Below are 23548 nucleotides of genomic sequence, written 5' to 3'. Positions count from 1 at the left end.
GGGGCGCATCCAAAGGATGCAGCCCCTTTCAAATAAGCTTATCGGCTGAGGCTGAGCGGTTGGCCGGAAGCGGTCGAACCGTCAAAGCGTGCAGCGGCCGTCTTGTAGAGCGTGCCGATGGTCGAACCATCGCGATTTTTCAGGAGGACCTGCTTGCCGGAAACCTCCCACGACCCCATCGAGGTCAGTTCGCCCGCGCAACCGCGCGTACCGCCGCGCGAGCCGCTGCCGAGGTTGGTCAGCGTCAGGAACATATCGCAGCTCGATCCACCGTTGCTGACCTTCCAGCTGCCGACCATCGATTCCTTCGTGACATCCATGGCGGAAGCCGCCATCGCCTGCTGCTGTGCCGGATTGGCTGCATTCGGCGCGCTCGCCGGAGCGGCGGGAAACTGCGAACCGTTGCCGGCGCCTGGGGGCGGAAGCTGGCTGGATTGTACGGAAGGAACAGGCTGAGCCTGCAGTGGCGGCGGAGAAGAATAACTGTCGTTGTTGTATGCCGTGCGCTGGCAACCGGCAAGCGACAGACCAATCGCCGCAGCCGTCACTGCATATCGAAACTGCATCATCACACTCCTAAATGATTGTCCACCGCTGACATCGGCAAAGTGATATTTAATGATGTCCGAATTATCGTATTTCACTTTGGTTAATCAAGTCGATACCGCCACAAATTGCCGAAGGCCATAGCTGGACAAGAATCGGGTGGTTTCAAGGCTTAATCCGCTGCAACTCAACCAAAGTGACTGCCAACGGTCAATTCAGTTGCTTCTCCGATGCCCGCCTGTGCTCGTCTGCCCCTCTCAACGGGCAGCATTCGCGGACCACCTGCAGGACATGCGGCGCTTCGGCGAGCTTGCCGAAGCATTTTGATTTTGCGGTGAAAGGGCCCAAACGGCGGATCAGACCCGCCGTTCGACCATCATCTTCTTGATTTCGGCGATTGCCTTGGCCGGGTTCAGACCCTTCGGGCAAGTCTGGGCGCAGTTCATGATCGTATGGCAGCGATAGAGGCGGAAGGGATCCTCGAGGTTGTCGAGGCGCTCGCCCTTGGCTTCGTCTCTGGAATCGATCAGCCAGCGATAGGCCTGCAGTAGCACGGCCGGGCCGAGATAGCGGTCGCCGTTCCACCAGTAGCTCGGACAGGATGTCGAGCAGCAGGCGCAGAGAATGCATTCGTAAAGACCGTCGAGCTTCAGGCGGTCTTCATGGCTCTGCTTCCATTCCTTGGCCGGCGGCGGCGAGACCGTCTTCAGCCATGGTTCGATCGAGCGGTGCTGCGCGTAGAAGTTCGTCAAATCCGGCACGAGGTCCTTGACGACGGGCATATGCGGCAACGGATAGACCTTCACCGTACCCTTGATCTCGTCCAGACCCTTGGTGCAGGCAAGCGTGTTGGTCCCGTCGATGTTCATGGCGCAGGAGCCGCAAATGCCTTCGCGACAGGAACGGCGCAGCGTCAGCGTCGGGTCGATCTTGTTCTTGATGTAGAGCAGACCGTCGAGCACCATCGGGCCGCAATCGTCGACATCGATGTAGTAAGTATCGATGCTCGGGTTCTGGCCGTCATCCGGGCTCCAGCGATAGACGCGGAATTCGCGCGTGTTCTTGGCGCCGACCGGCTTCGGCCAGACCTTGCCTTCGCGCATCTGAGAGTTCTTGGGGAGAGCGAGTTCAACCATGGTCAGTTCCTCTCAGATCAGTACACGCGTGCCTTCGGCTCGATCTTGTGCGGATCGATGCCTTCGGCGATCAGGTCGGTGTGAACCGGACGATAGTCGAGCTTCACGTCGCCTGCCTCGTTGACCCAGGCAAGCGTATGCTTCCGCCAGTTCTCGTCGTCGCGGCCGGCGAACTTGCCCTCGGTATAGTCCTCGCGGGCATGCGAGCCACGGCTTTCCTTGCGGGCCTCGGCGCCGTAGATCGTCGTGATGGCGTTGGCCATCAGATTGTGCAACTCCAGCGTCTCGACGAGATCGGAATTCCAGATCAGCGAGCGATCGGTGACCTTGATGTCGGGCAGTTCCTTCCAGATCTCCGACAGGCGGCGGCAGCCGGATTCCAGCGATTCCTGGGTACGGAACACGGCGGCGTCCTCTTGCATGGCGCGCTGCATTTTCTCACGAAGCGCTGCCGTCGGCGTCGAGCCGCTGGCGTGGCGCAGGCGGTCGAAACGCTCCATGATCTTATCGCAGGCAGCAACATTGACCGGCGGAACCGGGCTGTTGCGATCGACGACCTGGCCAGCGCGGATGGCGGCGGCGCGGCCGAAGACCACGAGGTCGATCAGCGAGTTGGAACCGAGACGATTGGCGCCATGCACCGATGCGCAGCCCGCTTCGCCGACGGCCATCAGGCCTGGCAGCACGCGCTCGGGATTGTTGCTGTCGGCGTTGAGCACTTCGCCCCAGTAGTTCGTCGGAATGCCGCCCATGTTGTAGTGGACGGTCGGCAGGACCGGAATCGGATCGCGGGTCACGTCGACGCCGGCGAAGATGCGGGCGCTCTCGGAAATACCGGGAAGACGCTCGTGCAGTACGGCCGGATCGAGATGGTCGAGATGCAGGAAGATGTGATCCTTGTTCTTGCCGACGCCGCGGCCCTCGCGGATCTCAAGCGTCATGCAGCGCGAGACGACATCGCGCGAGGCAAGATCCTTCGCCGACGGCGCATAGCGCTCCATGAAGCGCTCGCCTTCTGAATTGACGAGATAACCGCCTTCGCCGCGTGCGCCTTCGGTGATCAGGCAGCCCGAACCGTAGATGCCGGTCGGATGGAACTGAACGAATTCCATGTCTTGCAGCGGCAGGCCGGCGCGAGCTACCATGCCGCCGCCGTCGCCGGTGCAGGTATGGGCTGATGTTGCCGAGAAATAGGCGCGGCCGTAGCCGCCGGTCGCCAGCACCACCATCTTGGCGGCGAAGCGATGGATCGTGCCGTCATCGAGACACCAGGCGACGACGCCGGTGCAACGGCTGCCATCGTCGGACATGATAAGGTCGAGCGCGAAATATTCGATGAAGAATTCCGCATTGTTGCGCAGCGACTGGCCGTAGAGCGTGTGCAGGATGGCGTGGCCCGTACGGTCGGCAGCGGCACAGGTGCGCTGCACCGGCGGTCCCTCGCCGAAATTCTGCATGTGGCCGCCGAACGGGCGCTGATAGATCTTGCCCTCTTCGTTACGCGAGAAGGGCACGCCGTAATGCTCGAGTTCGTAGACGGCCTTCGGCGCTTCCATGACCATATACTGCATGGCATCGACATCGCCGAGCCAGTCGGAACCCTTGACGGTGTCGTAGAGATGCCACTGCCAGCTATCCGGCGTCATGTTCTGCAGCGAAGCGGCGATGCCGCCCTGGGCTGCGACGGTGTGCGAACGAGTCGGGAAGACCTTGGTGATGCAGGCGGTGCGGAAGCCCTGTTCGGCCATGCCGAGCGTGGCGCGCAGGCCGGCGCCGCCGGCGCCGACGACGATCACGTCATAGGAGTGATCGACATACTTGTAGGCTTTCCCGTTCTGGGCAGGCCCATTCTGAGCGGATGAGTTCGGTGCCATGATGCAATTATCCTACGAACGCGATCTTCAGAATGGCGAAAAGACAGAGCCCCGCCACAACGACCGCGAAGAACGTGTTGAGCATGAGAAGGACGATCTTGGCGAATTCGCCATGAACATAGTCCTCGATGATGACCTGCATGCCGATCTTCATGTGGATGAGGGCCGAGATCACCATCAGGCCGAAGATGACGGCGACGATCGGGTTCGACAGCGCGTGCACGACCTCGGCATAGGGTGCGCCGGCATAGATCATCAGGAAGATGACGAAGAAGAGGAAGAGTGGAACGTTGGCAACGGCGGTCAGGCGCTGGCGCCAGAAATGATCGGTACCTTCCTTTGCGGAACCGAGACCGCGGACTTTGCCCAGAGGAGTGCGCATATCCATGAGAAATATCCTTTAAAGCATGACCCCGAAATGCGCCCAGGCGCTTCCGGGAGCGATCATGCCAATCAACCCAGCCGGATGACGATACCGATAATCCAGACCAGCGCGGTCAGACAGATCGAGCCGATGAGCGTGGCTTTGGCCATCCTGGTCGAAACGGCTGGATCGAAACCATGCCCGAGATCCCACACGAAGTGGCGCAGGCCGCCAAGCATATGGTGCAGCAGCGCCCAGGTGTAGCCAAGCAGGATGATGCGGCCGATGATCGTGCCCATGATCCAGTTGACCAGATCGAAATAGCCCTGCCCTGTCGCGGCGGCAATCAGCCACCAGGCGACCAGCAGCGTGCCGAAGTACAGCGCTCCGCCGGTGATGCGGTGGAGGATCGACATGACCATGGTGGGAATGGGTTTGTAGATTTGCAGATGCGGCGACAGAGGCCGGTTTTGTGTGACGTTCGCCATCAGAACCTCGCGGCGTTACGATACGCTTAGAACCCGGTGATCCGGGGCAACGCGCGCGCAGAGACATGCAGTGTGCGTTGCATCATTGCGACCATTAATCACAGAGACGCCCATCCACAAGCACAATTGATGCCTGCATCGAATTTAATCGATTCGGGTCGGGCTGCACTTTAGCGAGCATGCAAGCACGACTTCCAATTCCCCGGCCGTTTACCATTTCGGCAACCCAGACGTGGACTTCGCGCCAGTCTTGGGGCAATCTGCCGTTAAGATTTCATTAACCGATCGAAGCGAGGCGAATCATGAAGCCGCATCTTTTCAAGGCAGCAGCGCTCGTTTTGGCGGCAGCCACTCTTTCCTTCGCCCCGGCATCGGCGGGCGACTACCGCCACTGGCATCATCACGATCGCTCCGGCTTGGTGCACCTGAGCCAGATATCCCAGCCCCAGAGGCGCGAGCAGCAGCCTGCCCGGATCGTCATCATGGAACGGCATGACGCGGCAAACGCCGGCAGCTATGCCGGCTCGGCCGATGTCTATCGGGCCGATGGCGGCACCTATGTCATCGGCTATGGCGGCTACAATCCCTACGCTCGGCCCGCCACAGCGCAGCCAAGGCCGAAGGCAAAAGTCATCGATGTCCGCTATGCCGGCAATCCCTGCTCGTATGAAGCGGGTGTCTGCGTCATAAGGCACTGATTTCTCAATCGGCGAGAAAACGCCAGACCGTCGTTTTTTTGATTTCGCTGTCTTCCAGCGCCCGCGTCACCGGCACCTGATAGGTTGCCTGCGCCTCAAGGCGCTCCTTGGGAAGATAGGCCCTGCCTGGATCGCCGACCAGCACGGTTTTCCCCTCGCCTGCCAACCGCCGCAACCAGGGAATAAGACCAGCGGCAAAATCGCGATCGTAGAAGACGTCGCCGGCAAGAATGAGATCCGCGTCCACGGCGTCGCCGATGATATCGTCGCCGGCAAAATCCAGATCGATCTCGTTTTCAAAGGCATTGAGCCGGATCGCCGTGCCCGCCCATGGATCGACATCGACGGCTAACACATGTCGCGCACCCGCACGCTTCGCGGCAATCGCGACAAGTCCGGAGCCGCTGGCGAAATCTAGGACGGTCTTGCCTGCAACGGTCTCCGGATGATCGAGGATATAGCGCGCCAGACCCTGACCGCCCGCCCAGGCAAAGGCCCAGAAGGGCGGCGGCAGGCCAATTTCTTCGAGTTCATCCTCCGTCTTCAGCCACAAATCATGCGCCTCGCTTGCCAGATGCAGCCGGATTTCCGGCACATGCGGCGGCGCCATGAGACTTGTATTGGCACGGATGAAGCTCTCGGGATCGGTTTTCACTCAACCTCCAGCCGGATCAAGCCGGCGGATTGTCCAAGCCGCCCATGCGGCAGACTTCGAGCCATTCATCATCCGTCACCGGCTGCACGGAAAGCCGCATGGAGGTGACGAGCGACATTTGCGAGAGCTTCGGATTGGCCTTGATATCCTTGAGCGACACCGGATTCGGCATGTCGCGTACGGCGCGGATATCAACGCATTCCCAGCGCGGATCATCCTTCGCGGTCGAATCCGGATGCGCCAGCGCGCAAACTTCGACGATACCGACGACTTCCAACCCGTCATTGGAGTGATAGAAGAAGCCCTTGTCGCCGATCTGCATGGCCCGCATGTTGTTGCGGGCAAGATAGTTGCGCACGCCAGTCCATTCGGTGCCTTTTTCGCCGGCATCCTTCTGCTGCTGCCAGGACCAGGAGGACGGCTCGGATTTATAAAGCCAGTGCGCCATCCCTCATGCCTCCGGATTGTTGAAGACCCAGTTGAACGGCTTGATCTCGACGCTCTCGAACAGCCCGGCCTTCGTATAGGGATCCGCATCGGCAAGCGCCTTGGCCGCTTCGACGCTGTCGGCATTCACGATGACGAGACTACCGTTCGGCTTGCCCTCTGCGTCCAGGAAGGGACCGGCCATCTTCAGCGTCCCTTCGGCATTGAGCTTGTTCAGATGCTCCAGATGCGCCGGGCGCGTCTCCATGCGAACATTCAGGTGACCGGGCTTGTCCTTGCAGACAAAGGCGAAAAGCATTGCTTGGCTCCTTCAGATATTCAGAAATTATTCCCCAGAAACTATTCCGTGGTGATCGGCCGCGTCATCAATTGCCCGATAGCTGTGGTTATGTCGAGCTTGCCGTCGATGATGGCGGACACCGCGTCGGTGATCGGCATGTCAACGCCGAGTTCGTGGGCAAGCCGCGCGGCAATGGATGCGGCATAGGCGCCTTCGACCAGCGTGCCACGCGTTGGGTCAACCATTTCTCCCTTACCAAGGGCAATGCCGAAACGCAGATTGCGGGATTGATGGCTGGTCGCCGTCAGCACGAGATCGCCAAGACCCGACAGGCCGCGCACGGTTTCAGCCTTGCCGCCCTTGGCCGCGACAAAGCGCGACATCTCGGCAAGACCGCGGCTGATCAGCGCCGCACGGGCGGAATCGCCTATCCCGCGGCCCTCGACGATGCCGCAGGCAATCGCGAGAACATTCTTCAAGGCACCGCCGAGCTGCACGCCGATGCGGTCATCCGAGGCGTAGAGGCGAAACGTCGGGCCGGAAATCGCCTGCGCAAGCCTCTCGGCCACCGCCATATCAGCTGTGGCAATCGCCATGGCAGTCGGCAGGCCCTTGGCAATATCCGCAGCAAAGCCCGGTCCTGAGAGGACGGCAATCGCGTGCTGTGGCAGCTCCCGCTCCAGCATGTCCGTCAGGAGGTCGCCGGAGACCTTGTCGATACCCTTGGCGCAGGTGACGACGACGGCATCCTTGGCGAGGTAAGGGCCATAATGGCGGGCAGCATCGGCCTGCGCCTGCGAGGGCATGGCGAAGAGAACGATGCCGGCATTGGAAATGGCATCCGCCTCGGCCGAAAAACGTAGCGAATCCGGCAGCTCGATTCCGGGCAACGCGGCATCATGCATGCGATCAGCGGCAAGATCCGCCATCAGCCCTGCGTTACGGCCGACGAGCACCACCTCGGCGCGACCGGTCAGCGCGATAACGGCAGCAAGCGCTGTGCCGAAAGCGCCGGCACCGATGACCGCGATCCGCTCATTGCCGCTCATGCCTTCGCTCCTCGTTTACCGTGTCCGAGCAGGGTTTCCGCCTTCTGATCCAGCGGCCAGCGCGAGCGCGGCTGCACATCGAGATCGTCAGGGGCGACGCCGGTCGCCATGCGCTCCAGTCCAGCCCAGGCGATCATGACGGCATTATCCGTACACAAACTCAATGGCGGCGCGATGAAGCGGAAACCATTGGCGTCGCAAAGCTCCTGCAGCGTGCGGCGCAGCTCGAGATTGGCGGCAACGCCGCCGGCCACGACAAGCGACGGCTTTTCTTCCATTTTCGGAAATTCCGTCTTGAAGCGCTGCAGGCCGCGGCCGATCCGGTCCTTCAGCGTGCGCGAGATCGCCTTCTGGAAGGAGGCGCAGATATCGGCGATATCCTGCTCCGTGACAGGCGCGATCGCCGTCGCCGCCTGCCGCACCGCCGTCTTCAGCCCGGAAAAGGAAAAATCGAGGCGCGTCTCGCCGACTAGCGGCCGTGGCAGATCGAAGCGGTCCGGATTACCATCCTTGGCGGCTGCTTCCACGGCCGGGCCGCCGGGATAAGGCAACCCCAAAAGCTTGGCCGTCTTGTCGAAGGCTTCGCCGAGCGCATCGTCGATGGTCGTGCCCCAGCGCTCATATTGGCCGACACCGCGCACCAGGATCAGCTGTGTGTGACCGCCGGAAACGAGGAGCATGAGGTAGGGAAAGGCAAGTCCGTCGGTCAGCCGCGCGGTCAGGGCATGGCCTTCCAGATGGTTGATGGCGTATAGTGGCTTGCCGGTGGCGCGCGAGATCGCCTTGCCGGTCATCAGACCGACGAGCAGGCCGCCGATGAGACCCGGCCCGGAGGTTGCGGCAATGGCATCGACGTCCGATAGCGACACATTGGCGCGTTTCAATGCTTCGTCGATCAGCGTATCGAGCGCCTCGACATGGGCACGCGCGGCGATTTCGGGCACGACGCCGCCATAGGCGCTATGCTCGTCCAACTGGCTGAGGACGACATCGGAACAGACATTGGGCGTGCCGTCATCCTGGCGCTCGACAATGGCCGCAGCGGTTTCGTCGCAGCTTGTTTCGATGCCGAGAATACGAAGAACGGGTGCCATGGAGATAGTTCGTTGCCTACAGGTCGATTGCGGTAAAGCGGAAATATGGTTACGGGAACTGTCGGTAACAACGGATCAAAGCGGATGCAAACAAAACCTTTCCGGATCGGCACGCGCGGCAGCCCGCTGGCGCTCGCCCAGGCGCGAGAAGCGCGCGACCGCCTGATGGCGGCCCACGGCCTTCCGGAAGAGATGTTCGAAATCGTCGTTCTCACCACCAAGGGTGACCGCATCACCGACCGGTCGCTCGCCGCAATCGGCGGCAAGGGCCTGTTCACCGAGGAACTGGAAGAGAAGCTGACCTCGGGCGAGCTCGACTTCGCCGTGCACTCGGCCAAGGATATGGCGACGAAGCTGCCGGAAGGCCTTGCTTTGACTGCCTACTTGCCGCGCGAGGACATTCGCGATTCCGTCATTGGCCGCACCGCGCCAAAACTAATCGAGCTGCCGCACGGCGCCACCGTCGGCTCTGCGTCGCTGCGCCGCCAGGCGCTGATCCGCCGTCTGCGCCCGGATATCAATGTCATCACTTTCCGCGGCTCGGTTCAGACCCGCCTGCGCAAGCTGGAAGAGGGACAGGCCGACGCGACCTTGTTGGCGCTTGCCGGCCTGAAGCGGCTCGGCATGGTCGAGGTCATCACCGATATTCTCGATCCGGACGAATTTCCGCCGGCGCCCGCACAAGGCGCAATCGCCATCGAGAGCCGCATCGATGATATCAGGATGAACGACCTGCTCGCGGCCGTCAATGATGCGCCGACCTTCGACGCCGTATCCTGCGAGCGCGCCTTCCTGGCAGCGCTCGACGGCTCCTGTCGCACGCCGATAGCCGGCTATGCGATCTGCGAAGGCGACCATCTTCGCTTCTTCGGCATGATCCTCACCCCGGATGGCCGCCAAGTTCATACGACCACCATCGAGGGTCACCGGCGCGATGCCGAGGCACTCGGCGTCAATGCCGGGCAGGCAATCCGCACCGAAGCCGGCAGCACCTTCTTCGAAGACTGGATCTGACAAAGGATGCGCGTCGTCGTCACCCGCCCTCAGCATTCGGGTGAACGCACCATGCGGCGGCTGACGCAGATGGGGCACGAAGCTCTATTGTTGCCGCTGGCCGAACCCATCCATCATGTCGGGGAAGCAAGACGCGCGCTCCTGACGACGCAGGGTGCCATCGCCGTCACCAGCGCCGAAGCAATCCGCGTGGTGGCGCTGCTTGGCACCGATATCAAACCTCAGCTCGAACGACCGCTCTTTGCGGTGGGCAAGGCAACGGCGAAAGAGGCCGCTGAGCTCGGCTTCAGCAATATCGAGGTCGCCGAAGGAGGCGGGGCAGAGCTTGCCGCTCTGATTTCAAGTTATTTTGCCGGCGGGGATACCGCCCCTCTCCTTTATCTCGCAGGTTTTCCGCGGGCAGCCGGCTTCGAAGCTGGATTGACGAAGCGGCATCTACCTTTTCTGACCGTCGAATGCTACCGAATGCGGGATATCATCCCCGATGGGGTCACTCTTTACCGGCTTTTCGCCGATGATCGCGCAGACGCCGTGCTGCTTTATTCTCTCGAAACCGCCAGGCGCTTTTTCAGTCTGCCTTTCGTCGGCCACAACATGGAGCTTTTTGCCCAGACCCGGTTTCTTTGCTTGAGCGAAGCAGTTGCAGACGCGGTTCCGGAGCCGATGCGGTTGCATGTCGGTATCGCCGATATGCCGAATGAAGACCGACTTCTGGCGCTTCTGATCCGGGCGTAAGGCCGCAATTTTGATGTAAGGCCTTTCCATAATCGTCTTGTCTGTCTAACTTCGCTGCAGCGCATGAAAAGAGGACCTCATGGTATCGCGAAACACGCCTAACCATTCGAAGCCCAACGACGAGCCGGTCACGATCGACCTGGAAGCCGAAAAGACTGCGCAGGACGCAGCTCCCGAAGATTTGACCGAGCGCGGCCATGGCGAGCTTGGCGGCTCCTCGGCCGACGAAGTGGAAATGCCGCTGGAAGCGGACAAGGAGCCGCTTCGCAATGAAGCTCAAGAGTCGATCTTCGACGCTGCACCGCAAGAGCCACAAGGTGCATCAGCACAACAGGCCGATTCTCCGGCCTCCCATGCCGAACAAGCGCCTCTTACCGAGCGTTCGCAGTCGCGCGCAGGTTCAACCTCGGGGCTGATCGCAGCCGGTATCGTCGGCGGGCTGATCGCCCTAATCGGTGCCGGCGCCTTGCAATATGCAGGGTTCCTGCCCGGCGGCCGTGCGAGCAAAGACAATTCGACGGAGATCGCCGCCTTGAATGCGGAGATCGACGGTCTCAAGCAGAGCGTCGCCAATCTCGCCGCCGCGCCGGCAGCCAAATCGGACGCGACGCTTGCCGCTCGCGTCGCAGCGCTTGAGACGAGCGTGGCCAATGGCGCTTCGGCAAGCGGATCGAATGGCGCCGCAAATCCCGCCTCCGATCAGAAGATCGCTTCGCTCACCAGCGAGGTCGAGCAGCTGAAATCGGATCTCAGCAAGGCAACGCAGAGCCAGGCTACCTCCGATGCCGAAGTCAGCAAGCGTCTTGATGATGCCGAGAAGAAGCTGAGCGGACCAAGCCAGGAGAGCGCTGTGGCACGCGCCATTGCGGCGGCGGCGTTGAAGGCTGCCATCGACCGCGGCGGCCCCTTCCAGCCCGAGCTCGACACCTTCGCCAATGTCGCGCCAGACGACCCGGCTGTCGCTGCCCTCAAGAATTTTGCTCAGACCGGCGTCCCCTCTCGGGCTGACCTGATCCGCCAGGTTTCGAATGTCGCAACGGCAATCGTCGCAACGGCGCAGACCGATGATCCGAACCAAAGCTGGAGCAGCCGCCTCGTATCCGGCGCCAAGTCGCTGGTGCAGGTCCGCCCTGTTGGCAATGTCCCCGGCGACAGCATCGATGCCATCGCTGCCCGCTTCGAGGACAAGGTCAGAAATGGCGATCTTCCGGGCGCTGTGACCGAGTGGAACAGCCTGCCCGATGCCGCCAAATCCGCATCGGCCGCCTTCAAGCAATCGCTGGAGGCCCGCATCCGCGTCGAGGACCTGGTAAGTGATGCCTTGTCGAAGGCGATCGCCAATACCGGGAAACAGAATTAAGGACGGAGCGCAGCAATGATCAGACTGATTATCTTCGCCATTCTCGTCCTTGCTCTCGGCTATGGTTTCTCCTGGCTCGCGGATCGCCCCGGCGATCTCTCGCTGGTCTGGGAAGGCCAGCTTTACCAGACGAAGCTGATTGTCGCCGCCGCGATCCTGATTGCAATCGTAGCCGCGGTGATGATCGTCTGGTGGTTCCTGCGGTTGATTTGGAATTCGCCGTACTCCGTCAGCCGCTATTTCCGCGCCCGCAAGCGCGACCGCGGCTATCAGGCGCTTTCCACCGGCCTCATCGCCGCCGGCGCCGGCAATGCCCTGCTCGCCCGCAAGATGGCAGCCCGCACCCGCGGCCTTATCCGCGCCGATCAGGAGCCGCTCATCAACCTGCTTGAGGCTCAGGCCGCCTTGATCGAAGGCAGGCATGACGAGGCGCGCCAGAAGTTCGAACAGATGGCCAATGATCCCGAAACGCGCGAGCTCGGGCTGCGCGGCCTCTATCTCGAAGCCAAGCGCCTCGGGGCGCATGAAGCAGCGCGGCAATATGCTGAGAAGGCGGCCGACCAGGCACCCTATCTGCCATGGGCGGCACAGGCGACGCTGGAATATCGCAGCCAGGCCGGCCGCTGGGACGATGCCATCAAGCTGCTCGACCAGCAGAAGGCTGCCCATGTCGTCGATAAGGCAACCGCCAACCGTCAACGCGCCGTGCTCCTGACGGCGCGTGCCGACGAGAAATTGGAAGGCGATCCCGCCGGCGCGCGCGACGATGCGCTGGCGGCCTTGAAGCTCGTGGACGATTTCGTGCCCGCAGCGCTGATCGCTGCCAGGGCCTTGTTCCGTGAAGACAAGGTGCGGAAGGCTGCCTCCATACTCGAGCACGTCTGGAAAGCGCAGCCGCATCCGGAAATCGGCAGAGCCTATGTGCGAGCCCGCAGCGGCGATTCCGTTCTTGATCGCCTGAAACGCGCCGAACGGCTCGAGGCGATCCGGCCGAATAATGTCGAAGCCCTGCTCTTGACCGCGAAGGCGGCAATGGATGCCGGCGATTTTGCCAAGGCGCGCGCCAAGGCAGAAGCTGCTGCACGGATCGATGCGCGCGAAGGCGCGTTCCTGCTTCTCGCCGATATTGAGGAGGCTGAAACCGGCGATCAGGGCCGCGTCCGCCATTGGATGGCGCAGGCGCTGCGCGCTCCGCGCGATCCTGCCTGGGTCGCCGATGGTTTCGTCTCGGAAAAATGGCTGCCGCTGTCGCCGGTCACCGGCCGCCTCGATGCCTTCGAATGGAAGGCGCCCTTCGGCCAGATCGAAGGTCCGATCGAGGAGGGTTCCGCGGTCTCCGTCGATGCGGCGCTGAAATCGCTGCCGCCGGTGCGCGAGTCCGCTCGCGCAACCGCGGCGGAGACGACAAATTCACCAAAAGTTGCATCGCCAGCCACCAATGCCTATGTCATGGAATTGGAACCCGCCGTGGCAAAGTCCGTGCCGAGCGCGTCCGAGACAGCACCCAAACCGGCGACGCAGGATGCGGAGCCTCGGCCCTTCTTCGGTGGCGCGCCGGATGATCCGGGCGTGAAAGATCATAAATTTGAACCGGAATCGAAGACACGGCTCAAATTGTTTTAAGGCAATTCCGGCAAAAGCGCGCAGCGACTTTGCGTCTGGAATTCGGGAAGAAAAAATGGAGCATGGTGCCCCAAGAACCGTGCTCGGCCCGTTTTGAGAATGGAGACGCATGTTCGAACGCTTTCAGGAATTTCTTCATAACCTGACCCAAGACCATCCCCGATCCGGTTTTGCGCCCGACGACCCGCGTGTCGCCGTGGCGGCTCTTTGCATCCAGGTGATGGAGGCGGATGGCAAGATCGAGAACAGCGAGAAGAAGCGGCTGCGTAAGCTCCTGAAGGAGCAGTATGGCCTTGATGGCCGCAAGCTCGATCAGCTGATCGCCGCCGGTGAGGAAGCCGAAAGCGAAGCGGTCGACTATTATCGCTTCACCTCGGACCTGAAGCGCCATCTCGACAGCGCGCAGCGGCTCGAACTGCTCGGAATCCTCTGGGACATCGTCTATGCGGATGGCGAGCGTAGCGAGATGGAAGATCATGCCATCTGGCGCATCGCCGATCTCATGGGCATTTCCGATCGTGAGCGCATCATGAAGCGCCAGGAAGCAGCCGCACGCGCGCCCGGTTTCAGGGTGGAGACGGGCAATGATGATTGAAGCGCCGAAGAGCGCCGGTCGCCCGATATTGATCGTCCTGCATCAGGAGCGCTCCAGCCCCGGCCGCGTTGGCCAGATGCTGCTGGAAAAAGGCTTCGATCTCGATATCCGGCGCCCGGTTCTCGGCGATCCCCTCCCCTCGACACTGGAGGCGCACGCCGGCGCCGTGATCTTCGGCGGCCCAATGAGCGCCAACGACCCCGACGACTTCATCAAGGCTGAAACCGAGTGGCTGAAGGTGCCGCTTAAGGAAAACCGTCCCTATCTCGGCATCTGCCTCGGCGCGCAGCTACTCGCCCGCCATCTCGGCGCCAAGGTGAAGGCGCGCGACGACGGCAAGACGGAAATCGGCTGGTATCCATTGCAGCCGACGGAGAAGGGGCGCCTGCTGATGCGCTGGCCGCAGATGGTCTATCATTTCCATCGCGAGGGCTTCGACCTGCCGCACGGCGCCGACCTTCTGGCAACGGCGGAAACCTACCCCAATCAGGCCTATCGCTACGGCGCCAATGCCTGGGGCCTGCAATTCCATGCCGAACTCACACGCGCCATGATGCAGCGCTGGGTCGTGCATGGCGAACATCGCTTCTGCATGCCGAACGCGCAGCAGGGCCGCGAACATCTGGAAGGCCGCATGATCTTCGACGCGGCGCTGAAGGCCTGGCTGTCGGAATTCCTCAATCTCGTCTTCGAGGGCAAGCAGGCAATGGCGGCCTAAAAGTCTTCGCCTGACGAAAGCGCGCGGTGGAAATGACCGGAAATTTCGATGAATCGATTGCAGCACTTCAAACCGGCTGCGGCTCGCCGCCCTCGCGATCCGGTGCGTTGAGGCTGTCGATCCGGCGCAGCTGCGGGAAACCGGTGGCCCAAAGAATGGCGACGGTCAGCGTGCCAAGTCCTCCGATGACAACAGCGGGAACCGCGCCGAAATAATGCGCCATCGTACCGGCACGGAACTCGCCAAGCTCGTTCGAGGCACCGACGAAGACCATGTTGACGGCGTTGACGCGGCCGCGCACGTGATCCGGCGTCCAGAGCGTGATCAGCGTTTCGCGGACATAGACGGAAATCAGGTCGGAGGCGCCCATAATGGCAAGAGCCATTATCGACAGCCAGGGCGTATGCGAAATGCCGAAGACAAGCGTACCCACGCCGAACATGGCAACGCCGGCAAACATGCAGATGCCGGCGCGGTTCCGGATAGGATAGGTCGCCAGAAACAGGCCCATAGCGATCGCGCCGAAGCTTGGCGCAGCGCGCAGCATGCCGAGGCCCCAGGGCCCGAGCGTCAGGATATCGCGCGCATAGATGGGCATCAGCGCGACGGCGCCGCCGAGGAGAACGGCGAAAAGATCGAGCGAGACCGCACCCAGCACCACTTTTTCCGACCAGATGAAACGGAAGCCGGCGAGCATCTCGTTGAGACTACGCCGCTCATGCGCGGTGCGCTGTTGCGGCTTGGGGATCAGGAAGGTCAGCACCGAACCGGCCGCGAAGAAAAGCATGGCCACGGAATAGGCGACATCGGCCCCGATGCCATAAAGCAGGCCACCGGCGACGGGGCCAAGGATTGCGGCCGCATCCCATGACATCGAGTTCCAAGTGATGGCGTTCGTCAGGTCTTCGGGCGGGATCAGATTGGGCGCCAACGACTGCATGGCCGGCGTCATGAAAGCGCGCTCGATACCGAAGACGGTAAGGATCAGAAACACCGGCAGCGGTGCGAAGGTGCCCGATACGGTCAGGAACAGCAGGGCGGCCGCACAGAGGGTGCCGACGAAGATGCAGATCGCAGAAATCAGGCGCCTGTTGTAGCGGTCCGCAGCCGTGCCCGTCACCAGGATGAGCAGCAGCGACGGCAGGAACTGCACCAGACCGATCAGACCGAGATAGATCGGCTGGCGGGTGTGCTCATACATCTGCCAGCCGACGGAGACGCTGACGACCTGCGTGGCAAAGCCCGTCAAAAACCGGGCGAAGAAAAAATAGGTATAGGCAACATGCCTGAAGGCGGCAAACCGGTCTCCGCTGGCACCGAATGACATGGGACGAGACTTTCCGACCGGGCCGCTAGCGCAAATGCCGGCCTTTTAAACATGATTCAACATGCTTCAAAGCATGGGACTTGCTCGTTTAGTCGCCAATGTCTACATGTCTGTCAACCGCGAACGGGAGACGAATATGCTCGCCTTATTTCAAACCATTGATCTGGCTTTGAATCTTTATACCTGGATATTGATCGCCAGCGCCATCTTTTCCTGGCTCTATGCATTCAACGTCATCAATTCGAGCAATCAATTCGTCAGCTCCGTCGGCAACTTCCTTTATGCGGTCACCGAGCCCGCCCTGCGGCCGATCCGCCGCATCCTGCCTGACCTCGGCGGCATCGACATTTCGCCGGTCATCCTGCTCTTGATCATCTTCTTCATCCGCTCGCTGATGTGGAATTCGATCGTCCCCCTGTTCCTGCGGTGAACAAGGCCTGGCAGGCCTTTCCGGATCACGTGAGGCTCTCCGTGCGGCTCACGCCCAATGGCGGGCGTGACGCAATCGATGGCCTGGAAGCCGGCGGCGATGGCGAATGCTATCTGAAGGCGCGTGTTTCTGCAGTGCCCGAGAAAGGCAAGGCCAACAAGGCGCTGATCGCTCTGCTTTCGAAGAGCCTCGGCATTCCCAAATCCACGTTTACCCTCGTCAGCGGCGACACGGCGCGCAAAAAAATCCTCCGGATCGAGGGCGAGCCGGAGGATTTGATGGAGAAACTAAACGCTATTACAAAGGGCTGATCAGGCCTTTTCCTTCTTAGCGCGGGCGATAGCCTCAACGATCAGCTCGCCGGCTTCCTTGGAGCCGCCCCAACCGAAGATCTTCACCCACTTGCCGGGCTCGAGATCCTTGTAGTGCTCAAAGAAGTGCTCGATCTGCTTCAGCGTGATCTCCGGCAGGTCGGTATATTCCTTGACCTTTTCATAGCGCAGCGTCAGCTTCGGTGAGGGAACGGCAATGATCTTCTCGTCCTTGCCGGAATTGTCTTCCATCTTCAGCACGCCGATCGGACGAACATTGATGACGCAGCCCGGAACCAGCGGACGGGTGCTGGCGATCAGAACGTCGATCGGGTCGCCGTCTTCGGAGAGCGTGTGCGGAACGAAGCCGTAATTGCCCGGATAGGTCATCGGCGTGTAGAGGAAACGGTCGACGACCAGCGTGCCGGCGTCCTTGTCCATTTCGTACTTGATCGGATGGCCGCCGACCGGCACTTCAACGATGACGTTGACGTCTTCGGGCGGGTTCTTGCCAATGGAAATCGCGTCGATACGCATGCTTGTCCCCTAAATAAGGATGGTTGCCGCCAGCCAAATAATCGGTTTCATGCCGCAACGCAACAACGCATCGGGAAAACAGGATGGATTTAGTTGCCACTCAGGGCCAGACGAAGCCGATCTTGCGCAGTTGCCTGTGATCGAAGGTTTCAATGCCCTCGCAGAAATCCGCACCGCCCTGCCCGCGATAGAAACGGTAGGCATTCTCGTTTTCCTCAAGGCACCAGACGACCAGCCCCTTGCAGCCGAGCGACTTCAACAGCCGGCGCGCCTCGCCGAACAGCATGCGACCGAGGCCGAGACCCTGATATTGCGGGCGCAGATAGAGTTCGTAGATCTCGCCTTCCTGCGGCAGCGCGCGGGCGCGGTTGAGGCCGAGCGTGGCATAGCCTGCGATCTCGCCGGCAACATCCAGAACCAGTAGCGTTGCCGGACCGCTGGTCGCCTTGCGCCACCAAGCTTCACCGCGACGCTCGATCATCTGCCCAAGGGCGCGATGCGGAATGATGCCGGCATAAGTGTACTGCCAGGATTGGCGGTGCACCTCCGAAATGGCTCGGGCATCATGGGGTTCTGCCCGCCGAACATCAATCGACAACGTCTTCATAACGTCTACTCTGGTCTTATCAACGCGAATTAACCATCCTCATTCATAAAGATGGCAGACTTGCCCACAGGCTTTATCCGTGGATCATCAACAAAAATTAACGGTTTTTTAACCTTTAGGACAAGGGCTCAAAAACCGAACATACAAATAAAAACCCCGGCGCGAAGGCCGGGGTCCAATGCATTGCTCGGCTAGGATGATCAGGCCAGACGAGCCTTCTCGTAACGCTTGCGCTCGTTCGGATCGAGATACATCTTGCGAAGGCGGATCGACTTCGGCGTCACTTCCACCAGCTCGTCATCCTGGATCCAGGAAAGCGCACGGTCGAGTGTCATGCGGATCGGTGGGGTCAGCTTCACGGCTTCGTCCTTGCCGGCGGCGCGGATGTTGGTGAGCTTCTTGCCCTTCAGGACGTTGACTTCGAGGTCATTGTCGCGCGAGTGGATGCCGATGATCATGCCGGCATAGACCTTCTCGCCGGCATCGATGATCATCGGACCGCGGTCTTCGAGGTTGAACAGGGCGTAAGCCACGGCTTCGCCGGCTTCGTTGGCGAGCAGCACGCCGTTCACGCGGCCGCCGATTTCGCCCTTGTACGGCTGATAGTCATGGAACAGACGGTTCATGACGGCCGTTCCGCGCGTATCGGTCAGAAGTTCCGATTGATAGCCGATAAGGCCGCGGGTCGGCGCCAGGAAGACGAGACGGACGCGATTGCCGCCCGAAGGACGCAGCTCGGACATTTCAGCCTTACGCTCGGACATCTTCTGTACGACGATGCCGGAATGCTCTTCATCGACGTCGATGACGACTTCTTCGATCGGCTCGAGCAGCTGGCCGTTCTCATCCTTGTGCATGACGACGCGCGGACGCGAGACGGCAAGCTCGAAGCCTTCGCGGCGCATGGTTTCGATCAGAACTGCGAGCTGCAATTCACCACGGCCGGACACGTAGAAGGAGTCCTTGCCCTCGGCTTCCTCGATCTTCAGCGCGACGTTGCCTTCGGCTTCCTTGAAGAGGCGGTCGCGGATGACGCGCGAGGTGACCTTGTCGCCTTCGGTGCCCGCATAGGGGCTGTCGTTGACGATGAAGGACATAGTGACGGTTGGCGGGTCGATCGGCTGCGCGACCAGCGGCTCGCTAACCTGCGGGTCGCAGAAAGTGTCGGCAACCGTGCCCTTGGAAAGGCCGGCGATGGCGACGATGTCGCCTGCCTGCGCTTCTTCGATCGGCTGACGCTCAATGCCGCGGAAAGCGAGGATCTTGGAGATACGGCCGGTTTCGATGAGGTTGCCGTCTGCACCCAGAACCTTGACAGCCTGGTTCGGCTTGATCGAGCCGGAGTGGATGCGGCCGGTGATGATGCGGCCGAGGAAGGGGTTGGCTTCCAGGATCGTGCCGATCATGCGGAACGGGCCTTCGCCAACGGTCGGCTCGGGAACGTGCTTGACAACGAGATCAAGAAGCGGACCGAGGCCCTCTTCCTTCGGGCCGTCAGGCGAATAGTTCATCCAGCCGTTACGGCCGGAACCGTAGAGGATCGGGAAATCGAGCTGTTCGTCGGTGGCGTCGAGATTGGCGAAGAGATCGAAGACTTCGTTGATGACTTCGTCTGCGCGGGCGTCCGGACGGTCGATCTTGTTGATCGCAACGATCGGGCGCAGGCCGACCTTGAGCGCCTTGCCGACGACGAATTTGGTCTGCGGCATCGGGCCTTCGGCGGCGTCGACGAGAACGATCGCGCCATCCACCATCGAGAGGATGCGCTCGACTTCACCGCCAAAGTCGGCGTGGCCGGGGGTGTCAACGATGTTGATGCGGGTGTCCTTCCAGACGACCGAGGTCGCCTTGGCAAGAATGGTGATACCGCGCTCCTTTTCCAGATCGTTCGAGTCCATGACGCGTTCGGCAACGCGCTGGTTCTCGCGGAACGAGCCGGATTGCTTCAGGAGCTCGTCGACGAGGGTGGTTTTCCCATGGTCAACGTGCGCGATGATCGCGATGTTGCGAAGTGCCATATGTCTTAATCTCTGAGGCTGGGGCGCAGTGTTTCAGTAACACGCCAATTGCATTTGGCGCGCTCATACCCTTTTTTTCGCGAATGCGAAAGGGGGGAGGCAAGAAAGGGGCTGAAAGCCGGCTTTTCATGCCTCGCCCCTCAGTCTTACACGGCTAGGCAGCCGAGCTCGCTTCTATCGCGTCGTCAATTCAGATGCACCCCATCGCCTCGATTGGGATTTGCGTAAGCTCCGTCAAACAGCGCGCTTCAGCAGCCAAGCGTCATGATTCACCAGGAAAGACTTCAGGCGCTCGGGATAGTCGTGCGTCACCGCCTCTCGTACGCTTTGCCGCGATGCGAGCTCTTTGCGCCATGCCTTGACACGCGGTAGCCCGTCGAAAACGCCGGTCGATGGGATGGTGTCGAACACGTCGAAGTAACGGAAGATCGGCGCAAAAACTGCATCGACCAGGCTGAACGCCTCTCCGGCAAAAAAGGGACCGTTTCTCAATTCCGCCTCGACACGAGTAAATTTATCGATCAGCGCCTTGCGCTTGACCTCATAGCTTCCTTTGTCCTTCGCGGTCTCGAAACCCCACAAATCCGAAAGAATGGAAGAACCGAATTCCATCCAGCCGCGATGGCGGGCACGCGCGAGCGGATCGGCCGGGTGAAGCCGAGCACCGGATTGGGTTTCCTCGAGATATTCGCAGATCACGGCGCTCTCGAACAAAACCGTTTCCACTCCGTCGTCCTGCCGCACGATTAGCAACGGAACTTTGCCAAGCGGAGAAATAGCCAGAAACCAGTCGGGCTTTGCCGATAGATCGACGTAGCGGATCTCGTATGGCGCGGCTTTTTCAGCGAGTGTGATGGCGGCTCGCTGGACGTAGGGGCAAAGGTAATGGCTAACAAGGACCAGTTTTGGGTCGGACACGATCAAATCTCCTGGGTCGCATTCAAAATAAATGTAATTGCATCTATATGCGGGCTTGCCAGCCTGGTCAACATAGATGTAATTGCATCCATGTCCGATTGTTCAGATGCCACCCCTTCAAAACCCTCCGCCGCGGTTACGCGAGCATGGGTGCGCCTCATGCGCACCCAGCAAATCGTCCTTGCGGCGATTGAACAGGATTTGAAAGTAGCCGGCCTGCCGCCCCTCGGCTGGTACGACGTGCTATGGGAACTGACGCAAGCCACGGAAGGGAAGTTGCGGCCCTATGAGATCGAGGATCGCACGCTTCTCGCCCAGCACAACCTGTCGCGCCTGCTCGACCGGATGGAAAAGGCCGGTCTTGTTCATCGCGAAATATTTTCCGAGGACGGCCGAGGCCGCTGGGTCGTTATCACCGAAGCAGGAAGTGCCATGCGCAGCCGCATGTGGGCGGTCTATGCCTCGGCACTTCAACGCCATGTGGGCGATAAGCTGAACGATGCGCAAGCCGATCAGCTGGCCGAGATGCTCGCTTTGCTTTCGCGCAAATCCTGATTAGCCAGGCAAGTTCAGCTCAGTCGCCAAAGTTGACCTCTGGCAACTGACTTTTGCTGCGTACCGAACGCGAAGATCAGGCCGCCAGCCCCTTCTTCTTCAGCATCGCATCAGCACTCGGCAGCTTGCCCCGGAAGGCCTTATAGGCATCTTCCGGGTCGATCGAGCCGCCGACGGAGTAGATGTTGCCTTTGAGTTTCGCAGCCATATCCGGATTGAAGGCATCGCCGGTTTCCTCGAAGGCGGCGAAGGCATCGGCGTCGAGCACTTCCGACCACATGTAGGAATAATAGCCGGCCGAATAGCCGTCGCCGGAAAACACATGCTGGAAGTGCGGCGTTGCATGGCGCATGACGATGGATTTCGGCATGCCGATCTCCGCAAGCACCTGCGCTTGTACCGCCATAGGATCCTCGACGGCGCCGCGGGTGTGGAATGCCATGTCGACCAATGCCGACGAGGTGAACTCGACCGTATTGAACCCGGCATTGAAGGTGCGGGCCGCCAGAACCTTGTCGAGCAGCGCCTGCGGAATTGGGGCGCCGGTCTCATAATGCACGGCATATTCCTTGAGGATGGCAGGGACCGTCAACCAGTGCTCGTAGAGCTGCGACGGCAGTTCGACGAAATCGCGGGAAACGCCGGTACCCGAAACCGAGGGATAGGTGACGTTGGACAGCATGCCGTGCAGGGCATGGCCGAACTCGTGGAACAGCGTGCGGGCATCGTCGAGCGACAGCAGCGCCGGGCGGCCTTCTGCCGGCTTGGCGAAATTACAGACATTATAGATGATCGGCAGCTCGCCGACCTTGCCGTTCTTCAGCGGCAGCTTGTGCTGCGATTGGAAGGAGCTCATCCAGGCGCCGGAGCGCTTCGAGCTGCGGGCAAAGTAATCGCCGAGAAAGAGGGCGACGAGCTTGTCGGAACGGTCGCGGATCTCGAAGACTCGCACATCGGGATGATAGGCTGGAACGCCCTTCTGCTCGATAGCCGTGATGCCGAAGAGGCGGCCGGCGACATCGAAGCAGGCGGCAATGATCTTTTCGAGCTGCAGATAGGGCTTCAGCTCGGTTTCGGAGAAATCGAACTTCCGGGTCCGGATCTTCTCGGCATAGTGCCGCCAGTCCCAGGGCATGACCTCGTGATTGCGCCCCTCTTCGGCGATCAGCGCGGCAATGTCTTTCTCCTCTTCGCCGGCGCGTGCTGCCGCCTTGCCCCACACGGTCATCAAAAGGTCGTTCACCGCTTCCGGCGTCTTCGCCATGGTATTGTCGAGCTTGAGTTCGGCGAAATTGGCATAGCCAAGCAGCTTCGCCTTTTCTGCTCTCAAGGCCAGCGTTTCACGGATGATCTCGCGATTGTCGGTCTTGCCGCCATTGGCGCCGCGGGCCACCCAAGCGTTGAAAGCCTGCTCGCGCAGATCGCGACGCTCCGACGACGTCAGGAACGGCTCGATGATCGAGCGCGACAGGGTGACGGCATATTTGCCCTCCTCGCCGCGCTCGCGCGCAGCCGCTGCCATCGCCTCGCGTAGATAGTCAGGAAGGCCGGCAAGATCGACTTCCTCCGACAAAAGCAGCGCCCAGCTCTTTTCATCCGCCAGCACGTTCTGTCCGAATTGCGCCCCGAGGCCGGCAAGCTTCTCATTGATGGCGGACAGCCGCTCTTGCTCGGCCTTCGGCAGCTTGGCACCGGCCTTGACGAAACCCTTCCAGTGCCGCTCCAGCACGCGGGTTTCCTCAAGCGTCAGCCCAAGGGTTTCGCGACTTTCCCAAAGCGCATCGAGACGGGCAAAGAGCGCCGCATTCGTGCCGATCTTCGAATAATGCCGCGCCATCTTCGGCGCGATCTCGCGCTCCAGCGCCTGGATCGTCTCATTCGTATGCGCACCCGCCTTGTTCCAGAAGAGCGCCGAGATGCGCGACAGCTCGTCGCCGGCGATCTCCAGTGCCGTCACCGTATTGGCGAAGGTCGGTGCCTCGCTATTTCCGGCAATCGCATCGATCTCGGCTTCATGTGATGCAAGCGCCGCATCGAAGGCAGGTGCAAAATCCGTATCCTTCACCGCATCGAAACGCGGCAGCCCCTGATGTCCGGTCCATTCGGTGAGCGCGGGATTGACGGCGGTTTGGGAAGACATGCAAGGCATCCTTTCGACAGACATCTGAC

General features: G+C 60.9%; 26 protein-coding genes. 10 read left to right on the top strand and 16 right to left on the bottom strand.

Annotation, left to right across the window (positions count from 1 at the left end; genetic code table 11):
• Positions 1 to 38: 38 nt before the first annotated feature.
• The 5 genes from ACYJRZ_RS20205 to sdhC form a co-directional block, all read right to left on the bottom strand.
• Complete coding sequence (locus ACYJRZ_RS20205) at positions 39 to 566, bottom strand: protease inhibitor Inh/omp19 family protein (RefSeq protein WP_459462137.1); 528 nt, start codon at positions 564 to 566, stop codon at positions 39 to 41.
• Between the two features lie 336 nt (positions 567 to 902).
• Positions 903 to 1682 carry a succinate dehydrogenase iron-sulfur subunit gene (locus ACYJRZ_RS20200; RefSeq protein WP_004107862.1) on the bottom strand — a complete coding sequence of 260 codons (780 nt, stop codon included), beginning with the start codon at positions 1680 to 1682 and terminating at the stop codon, positions 903 to 905.
• A gap of 17 nt (positions 1683 to 1699) precedes the next feature.
• On the bottom strand, positions 1700 to 3556 hold the full coding sequence (gene sdhA, locus ACYJRZ_RS20195) for a succinate dehydrogenase flavoprotein subunit (RefSeq protein WP_459461894.1): 1857 nt from the start codon (positions 3554 to 3556) through the stop codon (positions 1700 to 1702).
• Between the two features lie 7 nt (positions 3557 to 3563).
• Positions 3564 to 3944 carry a succinate dehydrogenase, hydrophobic membrane anchor protein gene (gene sdhD, locus ACYJRZ_RS20190; RefSeq protein WP_459461892.1) on the bottom strand — a complete coding sequence of 127 codons (381 nt, stop codon included), beginning with the start codon at positions 3942 to 3944 and terminating at the stop codon, positions 3564 to 3566.
• A gap of 65 nt (positions 3945 to 4009) precedes the next feature.
• Positions 4010 to 4408, bottom strand: coding sequence for a succinate dehydrogenase, cytochrome b556 subunit (gene sdhC / locus ACYJRZ_RS20185; protein ID WP_132720613.1), 399 nt, complete (start codon positions 4406 to 4408; stop codon positions 4010 to 4012).
• A gap of 302 nt (positions 4409 to 4710) precedes the next feature.
• Here sdhC and ACYJRZ_RS20180 point away from each other — a divergent pair, with 302 nt between their 5' ends.
• Positions 4711 to 5106, top strand: a complete 396-nt coding sequence (locus ACYJRZ_RS20180; RefSeq protein WP_459461890.1) for a hypothetical protein — start codon at positions 4711 to 4713, stop codon at positions 5104 to 5106.
• A 4-nt stretch (positions 5107 to 5110) separates the two neighbouring features.
• Here ACYJRZ_RS20180 and ACYJRZ_RS20175 read toward each other — a convergent pair whose 3' ends face one another.
• Genes ACYJRZ_RS20175 through tsaD form a run of 5 tightly spaced genes read right to left on the bottom strand, consistent with a single transcriptional unit; the run spans position 5111 to position 8631 of the window.
• Entirely contained in the window at positions 5111 to 5761 is a 651-nt protein-coding gene (locus tag ACYJRZ_RS20175) for a class I SAM-dependent methyltransferase (RefSeq protein ID WP_459461888.1), read from the bottom strand.
• 16 nt (positions 5762 to 5777) lie between these two features.
• Positions 5778 to 6209, bottom strand: coding sequence for an EVE domain-containing protein (locus ACYJRZ_RS20170; protein WP_459461886.1), 432 nt, complete (start codon positions 6207 to 6209; stop codon positions 5778 to 5780).
• A 3-nt stretch (positions 6210 to 6212) separates the two neighbouring features.
• A complete protein-coding gene (locus tag ACYJRZ_RS20165) occupies positions 6213 to 6506 on the bottom strand; it encodes a YciI-like protein (protein WP_459461884.1) in 294 nt (97 codons plus the stop codon).
• A 41-nt stretch (positions 6507 to 6547) separates the two neighbouring features.
• Positions 6548 to 7537 carry an NAD(P)H-dependent glycerol-3-phosphate dehydrogenase gene (locus ACYJRZ_RS20160; RefSeq protein WP_459461882.1) on the bottom strand — a complete coding sequence of 330 codons (990 nt, stop codon included), beginning with the start codon at positions 7535 to 7537 and terminating at the stop codon, positions 6548 to 6550.
• Complete coding sequence (gene tsaD / locus ACYJRZ_RS20155; protein WP_459461880.1) at positions 7534 to 8631, bottom strand: tRNA (adenosine(37)-N6)-threonylcarbamoyltransferase complex transferase subunit TsaD; 1098 nt, start codon at positions 8629 to 8631, stop codon at positions 7534 to 7536. The genes ACYJRZ_RS20160 and tsaD overlap by 4 nt, the downstream gene beginning before the upstream one ends.
• An 84-nt stretch (positions 8632 to 8715) precedes the next feature.
• Here tsaD and hemC point away from each other — a divergent pair, with 84 nt between their 5' ends.
• The 6 genes from hemC (at position 8716) to ACYJRZ_RS20125 (ending at position 14676) form a co-directional block, all read left to right on the top strand.
• The gene (gene hemC / locus ACYJRZ_RS20150; protein WP_459461878.1) at positions 8716 to 9645 is read left to right on the top strand and encodes a hydroxymethylbilane synthase; all 930 of its coding nucleotides are present in this window, start codon (positions 8716 to 8718) and stop codon (positions 9643 to 9645) included.
• Positions 9646 to 9651: 6 nt separating this feature from the next.
• Positions 9652 to 10380: a uroporphyrinogen-III synthase gene (locus ACYJRZ_RS20145; protein ID WP_459461876.1), complete on the top strand. Its 729-nt coding sequence runs from the start codon at positions 9652 to 9654 to the stop codon at positions 10378 to 10380.
• A gap of 79 nt (positions 10381 to 10459) precedes the next feature.
• Positions 10460 to 11740 carry a COG4223 family protein gene (locus tag ACYJRZ_RS20140; protein WP_459461874.1) on the top strand — a complete coding sequence of 427 codons (1281 nt, stop codon included), beginning with the start codon at positions 10460 to 10462 and terminating at the stop codon, positions 11738 to 11740.
• A gap of 15 nt (positions 11741 to 11755) precedes the next feature.
• Entirely contained in the window at positions 11756 to 13363 is a 1608-nt protein-coding gene (locus tag ACYJRZ_RS20135; RefSeq protein ID WP_459461873.1) for a heme biosynthesis HemY N-terminal domain-containing protein, read from the top strand.
• A 109-nt stretch (positions 13364 to 13472) separates the two neighbouring features.
• Positions 13473 to 13958 (top strand): tellurite resistance TerB family protein, encoded by a 486-nt coding sequence (locus tag ACYJRZ_RS20130; protein WP_459461871.1) that lies wholly within the window; start codon positions 13473 to 13475, stop codon positions 13956 to 13958.
• On the top strand, positions 13951 to 14676 hold the full coding sequence (locus ACYJRZ_RS20125; RefSeq protein ID WP_459462135.1) for a glutamine amidotransferase: 726 nt from the start codon (positions 13951 to 13953) through the stop codon (positions 14674 to 14676). The genes ACYJRZ_RS20130 and ACYJRZ_RS20125 overlap by 8 nt, the downstream gene beginning before the upstream one ends.
• Before the next feature lie 67 nt (positions 14677 to 14743).
• Here ACYJRZ_RS20125 and ACYJRZ_RS20120 read toward each other — a convergent pair whose 3' ends face one another.
• Positions 14744 to 16003, bottom strand: coding sequence for an MFS transporter (locus ACYJRZ_RS20120; RefSeq protein ID WP_459461869.1), 1260 nt, complete (start codon positions 16001 to 16003; stop codon positions 14744 to 14746).
• Positions 16004 to 16109: 106 nt separating this feature from the next.
• Between ACYJRZ_RS20120 and ACYJRZ_RS20115 the strand changes: the two genes are divergently transcribed.
• Positions 16110 to 16433 carry a YggT family protein gene (locus ACYJRZ_RS20115; RefSeq protein ID WP_459462133.1) on the top strand — a complete coding sequence of 108 codons (324 nt, stop codon included), beginning with the start codon at positions 16110 to 16112 and terminating at the stop codon, positions 16431 to 16433.
• Complete coding sequence (locus ACYJRZ_RS20110) at positions 16430 to 16744, top strand: DUF167 domain-containing protein (protein WP_459461867.1); 315 nt, start codon at positions 16430 to 16432, stop codon at positions 16742 to 16744. The genes ACYJRZ_RS20115 and ACYJRZ_RS20110 overlap by 4 nt, the downstream gene beginning before the upstream one ends.
• Here ACYJRZ_RS20110 and ppa read toward each other — a convergent pair whose 3' ends face one another.
• The 4 genes from ppa to ACYJRZ_RS20090 all read right to left on the bottom strand — a co-directional run bounded on the left by ppa (position 16745) and on the right by ACYJRZ_RS20090 (position 20824).
• A complete protein-coding gene (gene ppa, locus ACYJRZ_RS20105; RefSeq protein WP_459461865.1) occupies positions 16745 to 17281 on the bottom strand; it encodes an inorganic diphosphatase in 537 nt (178 codons plus the stop codon). It lies immediately after the preceding gene.
• Positions 17282 to 17381: 100 nt separating this feature from the next.
• Positions 17382 to 17888: a GNAT family N-acetyltransferase gene (locus tag ACYJRZ_RS20100; RefSeq protein ID WP_069613362.1), complete on the bottom strand. Its 507-nt coding sequence runs from the start codon at positions 17886 to 17888 to the stop codon at positions 17382 to 17384.
• A 200-nt stretch (positions 17889 to 18088) separates the two neighbouring features.
• A complete protein-coding gene (gene typA / locus ACYJRZ_RS20095) occupies positions 18089 to 19906 on the bottom strand; it encodes a translational GTPase TypA (RefSeq protein WP_069613361.1) in 1818 nt (605 codons plus the stop codon).
• Positions 19907 to 20140: 234 nt separating this feature from the next.
• Positions 20141 to 20824: a glutathione S-transferase family protein gene (locus ACYJRZ_RS20090; protein ID WP_459461863.1), complete on the bottom strand. Its 684-nt coding sequence runs from the start codon at positions 20822 to 20824 to the stop codon at positions 20141 to 20143.
• 90 nt (positions 20825 to 20914) lie between these two features.
• On the opposite strand from ACYJRZ_RS20090, the gene ACYJRZ_RS20085 reads away from it, so the two are divergent.
• Complete coding sequence (locus ACYJRZ_RS20085) at positions 20915 to 21379, top strand: MarR family winged helix-turn-helix transcriptional regulator (RefSeq protein ID WP_459461861.1); 465 nt, start codon at positions 20915 to 20917, stop codon at positions 21377 to 21379.
• 76 nt (positions 21380 to 21455) lie between these two features.
• On the opposite strand, the gene ACYJRZ_RS20080 is transcribed toward ACYJRZ_RS20085, so the two are convergent.
• Complete coding sequence (locus ACYJRZ_RS20080) at positions 21456 to 23519, bottom strand: M3 family metallopeptidase (protein ID WP_459461859.1); 2064 nt, start codon at positions 23517 to 23519, stop codon at positions 21456 to 21458.
• Between the last annotated feature and the right edge of the window lie 29 nt (positions 23520 to 23548).

The organism is Rhizobium sp. No.120 (assembly GCF_054558365.1).
The sequence above is the reverse complement of the archived record's forward strand: the minus strand, read 5'-3'. Positions and strand labels throughout refer to the sequence as shown.

Bases quoted from the DNA above. Each gene is read 5' to 3' on its own strand.
- ppa (WP_459461865.1), bottom strand. From the start codon at position 17,281: ATGCGTATCGACGCGATTTCCATTGGCAAGAACCCGCCCGAAGACGTC.
- ACYJRZ_RS20135 (WP_459461873.1), top strand. From the start codon at position 11,756: ATGATCAGACTGATTATCTTCGCCATTCTCGTCCTTGCTCTCGGCTAT.
- ACYJRZ_RS20200 (WP_004107862.1), bottom strand. From the start codon at position 1,682: ATGGTTGAACTCGCTCTCCCCAAGAACTCTCAGATGCGCGAAGGCAAG.
- ACYJRZ_RS20085 (WP_459461861.1), top strand. From the start codon at position 20,915: ATGTCCGATTGTTCAGATGCCACCCCTTCAAAACCCTCCGCCGCGGTT.
- ACYJRZ_RS20160 (WP_459461882.1), bottom strand. From the start codon at position 7,537: ATGAGCGGCAATGAGCGGATCGCGGTCATCGGTGCCGGCGCTTTCGGC.
- ACYJRZ_RS20170 (WP_459461886.1), bottom strand. From the start codon at position 6,209: ATGGCGCACTGGCTTTATAAATCCGAGCCGTCCTCCTGGTCCTGGCAG.
- ACYJRZ_RS20125 (WP_459462135.1), top strand. From the start codon at position 13,951: ATGATTGAAGCGCCGAAGAGCGCCGGTCGCCCGATATTGATCGTCCTG.
- tsaD (WP_459461880.1), bottom strand. From the start codon at position 8,631: ATGGCACCCGTTCTTCGTATTCTCGGCATCGAAACAAGCTGCGACGAA.
- ACYJRZ_RS20145 (WP_459461876.1), top strand. From the start codon at position 9,652: ATGCGCGTCGTCGTCACCCGCCCTCAGCATTCGGGTGAACGCACCATG.
- typA (WP_069613361.1), bottom strand. From the start codon at position 19,906: ATGGCACTTCGCAACATCGCGATCATCGCGCACGTTGACCATGGGAAA.
- ACYJRZ_RS20205 (WP_459462137.1), bottom strand. From the start codon at position 566: ATGCAGTTTCGATATGCAGTGACGGCTGCGGCGATTGGTCTGTCGCTT.
- ACYJRZ_RS20100 (WP_069613362.1), bottom strand. From the start codon at position 17,888: ATGAAGACGTTGTCGATTGATGTTCGGCGGGCAGAACCCCATGATGCC.
- sdhD (WP_459461892.1), bottom strand. From the start codon at position 3,944: ATGGATATGCGCACTCCTCTGGGCAAAGTCCGCGGTCTCGGTTCCGCA.
- ACYJRZ_RS20080 (WP_459461859.1), bottom strand. From the start codon at position 23,519: ATGTCTTCCCAAACCGCCGTCAATCCCGCGCTCACCGAATGGACCGGA.
- hemC (WP_459461878.1), top strand. From the start codon at position 8,716: ATGCAAACAAAACCTTTCCGGATCGGCACGCGCGGCAGCCCGCTGGCG.
- ACYJRZ_RS20120 (WP_459461869.1), bottom strand. From the start codon at position 16,003: ATGTCATTCGGTGCCAGCGGAGACCGGTTTGCCGCCTTCAGGCATGTT.
- ACYJRZ_RS20130 (WP_459461871.1), top strand. From the start codon at position 13,473: ATGTTCGAACGCTTTCAGGAATTTCTTCATAACCTGACCCAAGACCAT.
- ACYJRZ_RS20140 (WP_459461874.1), top strand. From the start codon at position 10,460: ATGGTATCGCGAAACACGCCTAACCATTCGAAGCCCAACGACGAGCCG.
- ACYJRZ_RS20180 (WP_459461890.1), top strand. From the start codon at position 4,711: ATGAAGCCGCATCTTTTCAAGGCAGCAGCGCTCGTTTTGGCGGCAGCC.
- ACYJRZ_RS20165 (WP_459461884.1), bottom strand. From the start codon at position 6,506: ATGCTTTTCGCCTTTGTCTGCAAGGACAAGCCCGGTCACCTGAATGTT.
- sdhC (WP_132720613.1), bottom strand. From the start codon at position 4,408: ATGGCGAACGTCACACAAAACCGGCCTCTGTCGCCGCATCTGCAAATC.
- ACYJRZ_RS20115 (WP_459462133.1), top strand. From the start codon at position 16,110: ATGTCTGTCAACCGCGAACGGGAGACGAATATGCTCGCCTTATTTCAA.
- sdhA (WP_459461894.1), bottom strand. From the start codon at position 3,556: ATGGCACCGAACTCATCCGCTCAGAATGGGCCTGCCCAGAACGGGAAA.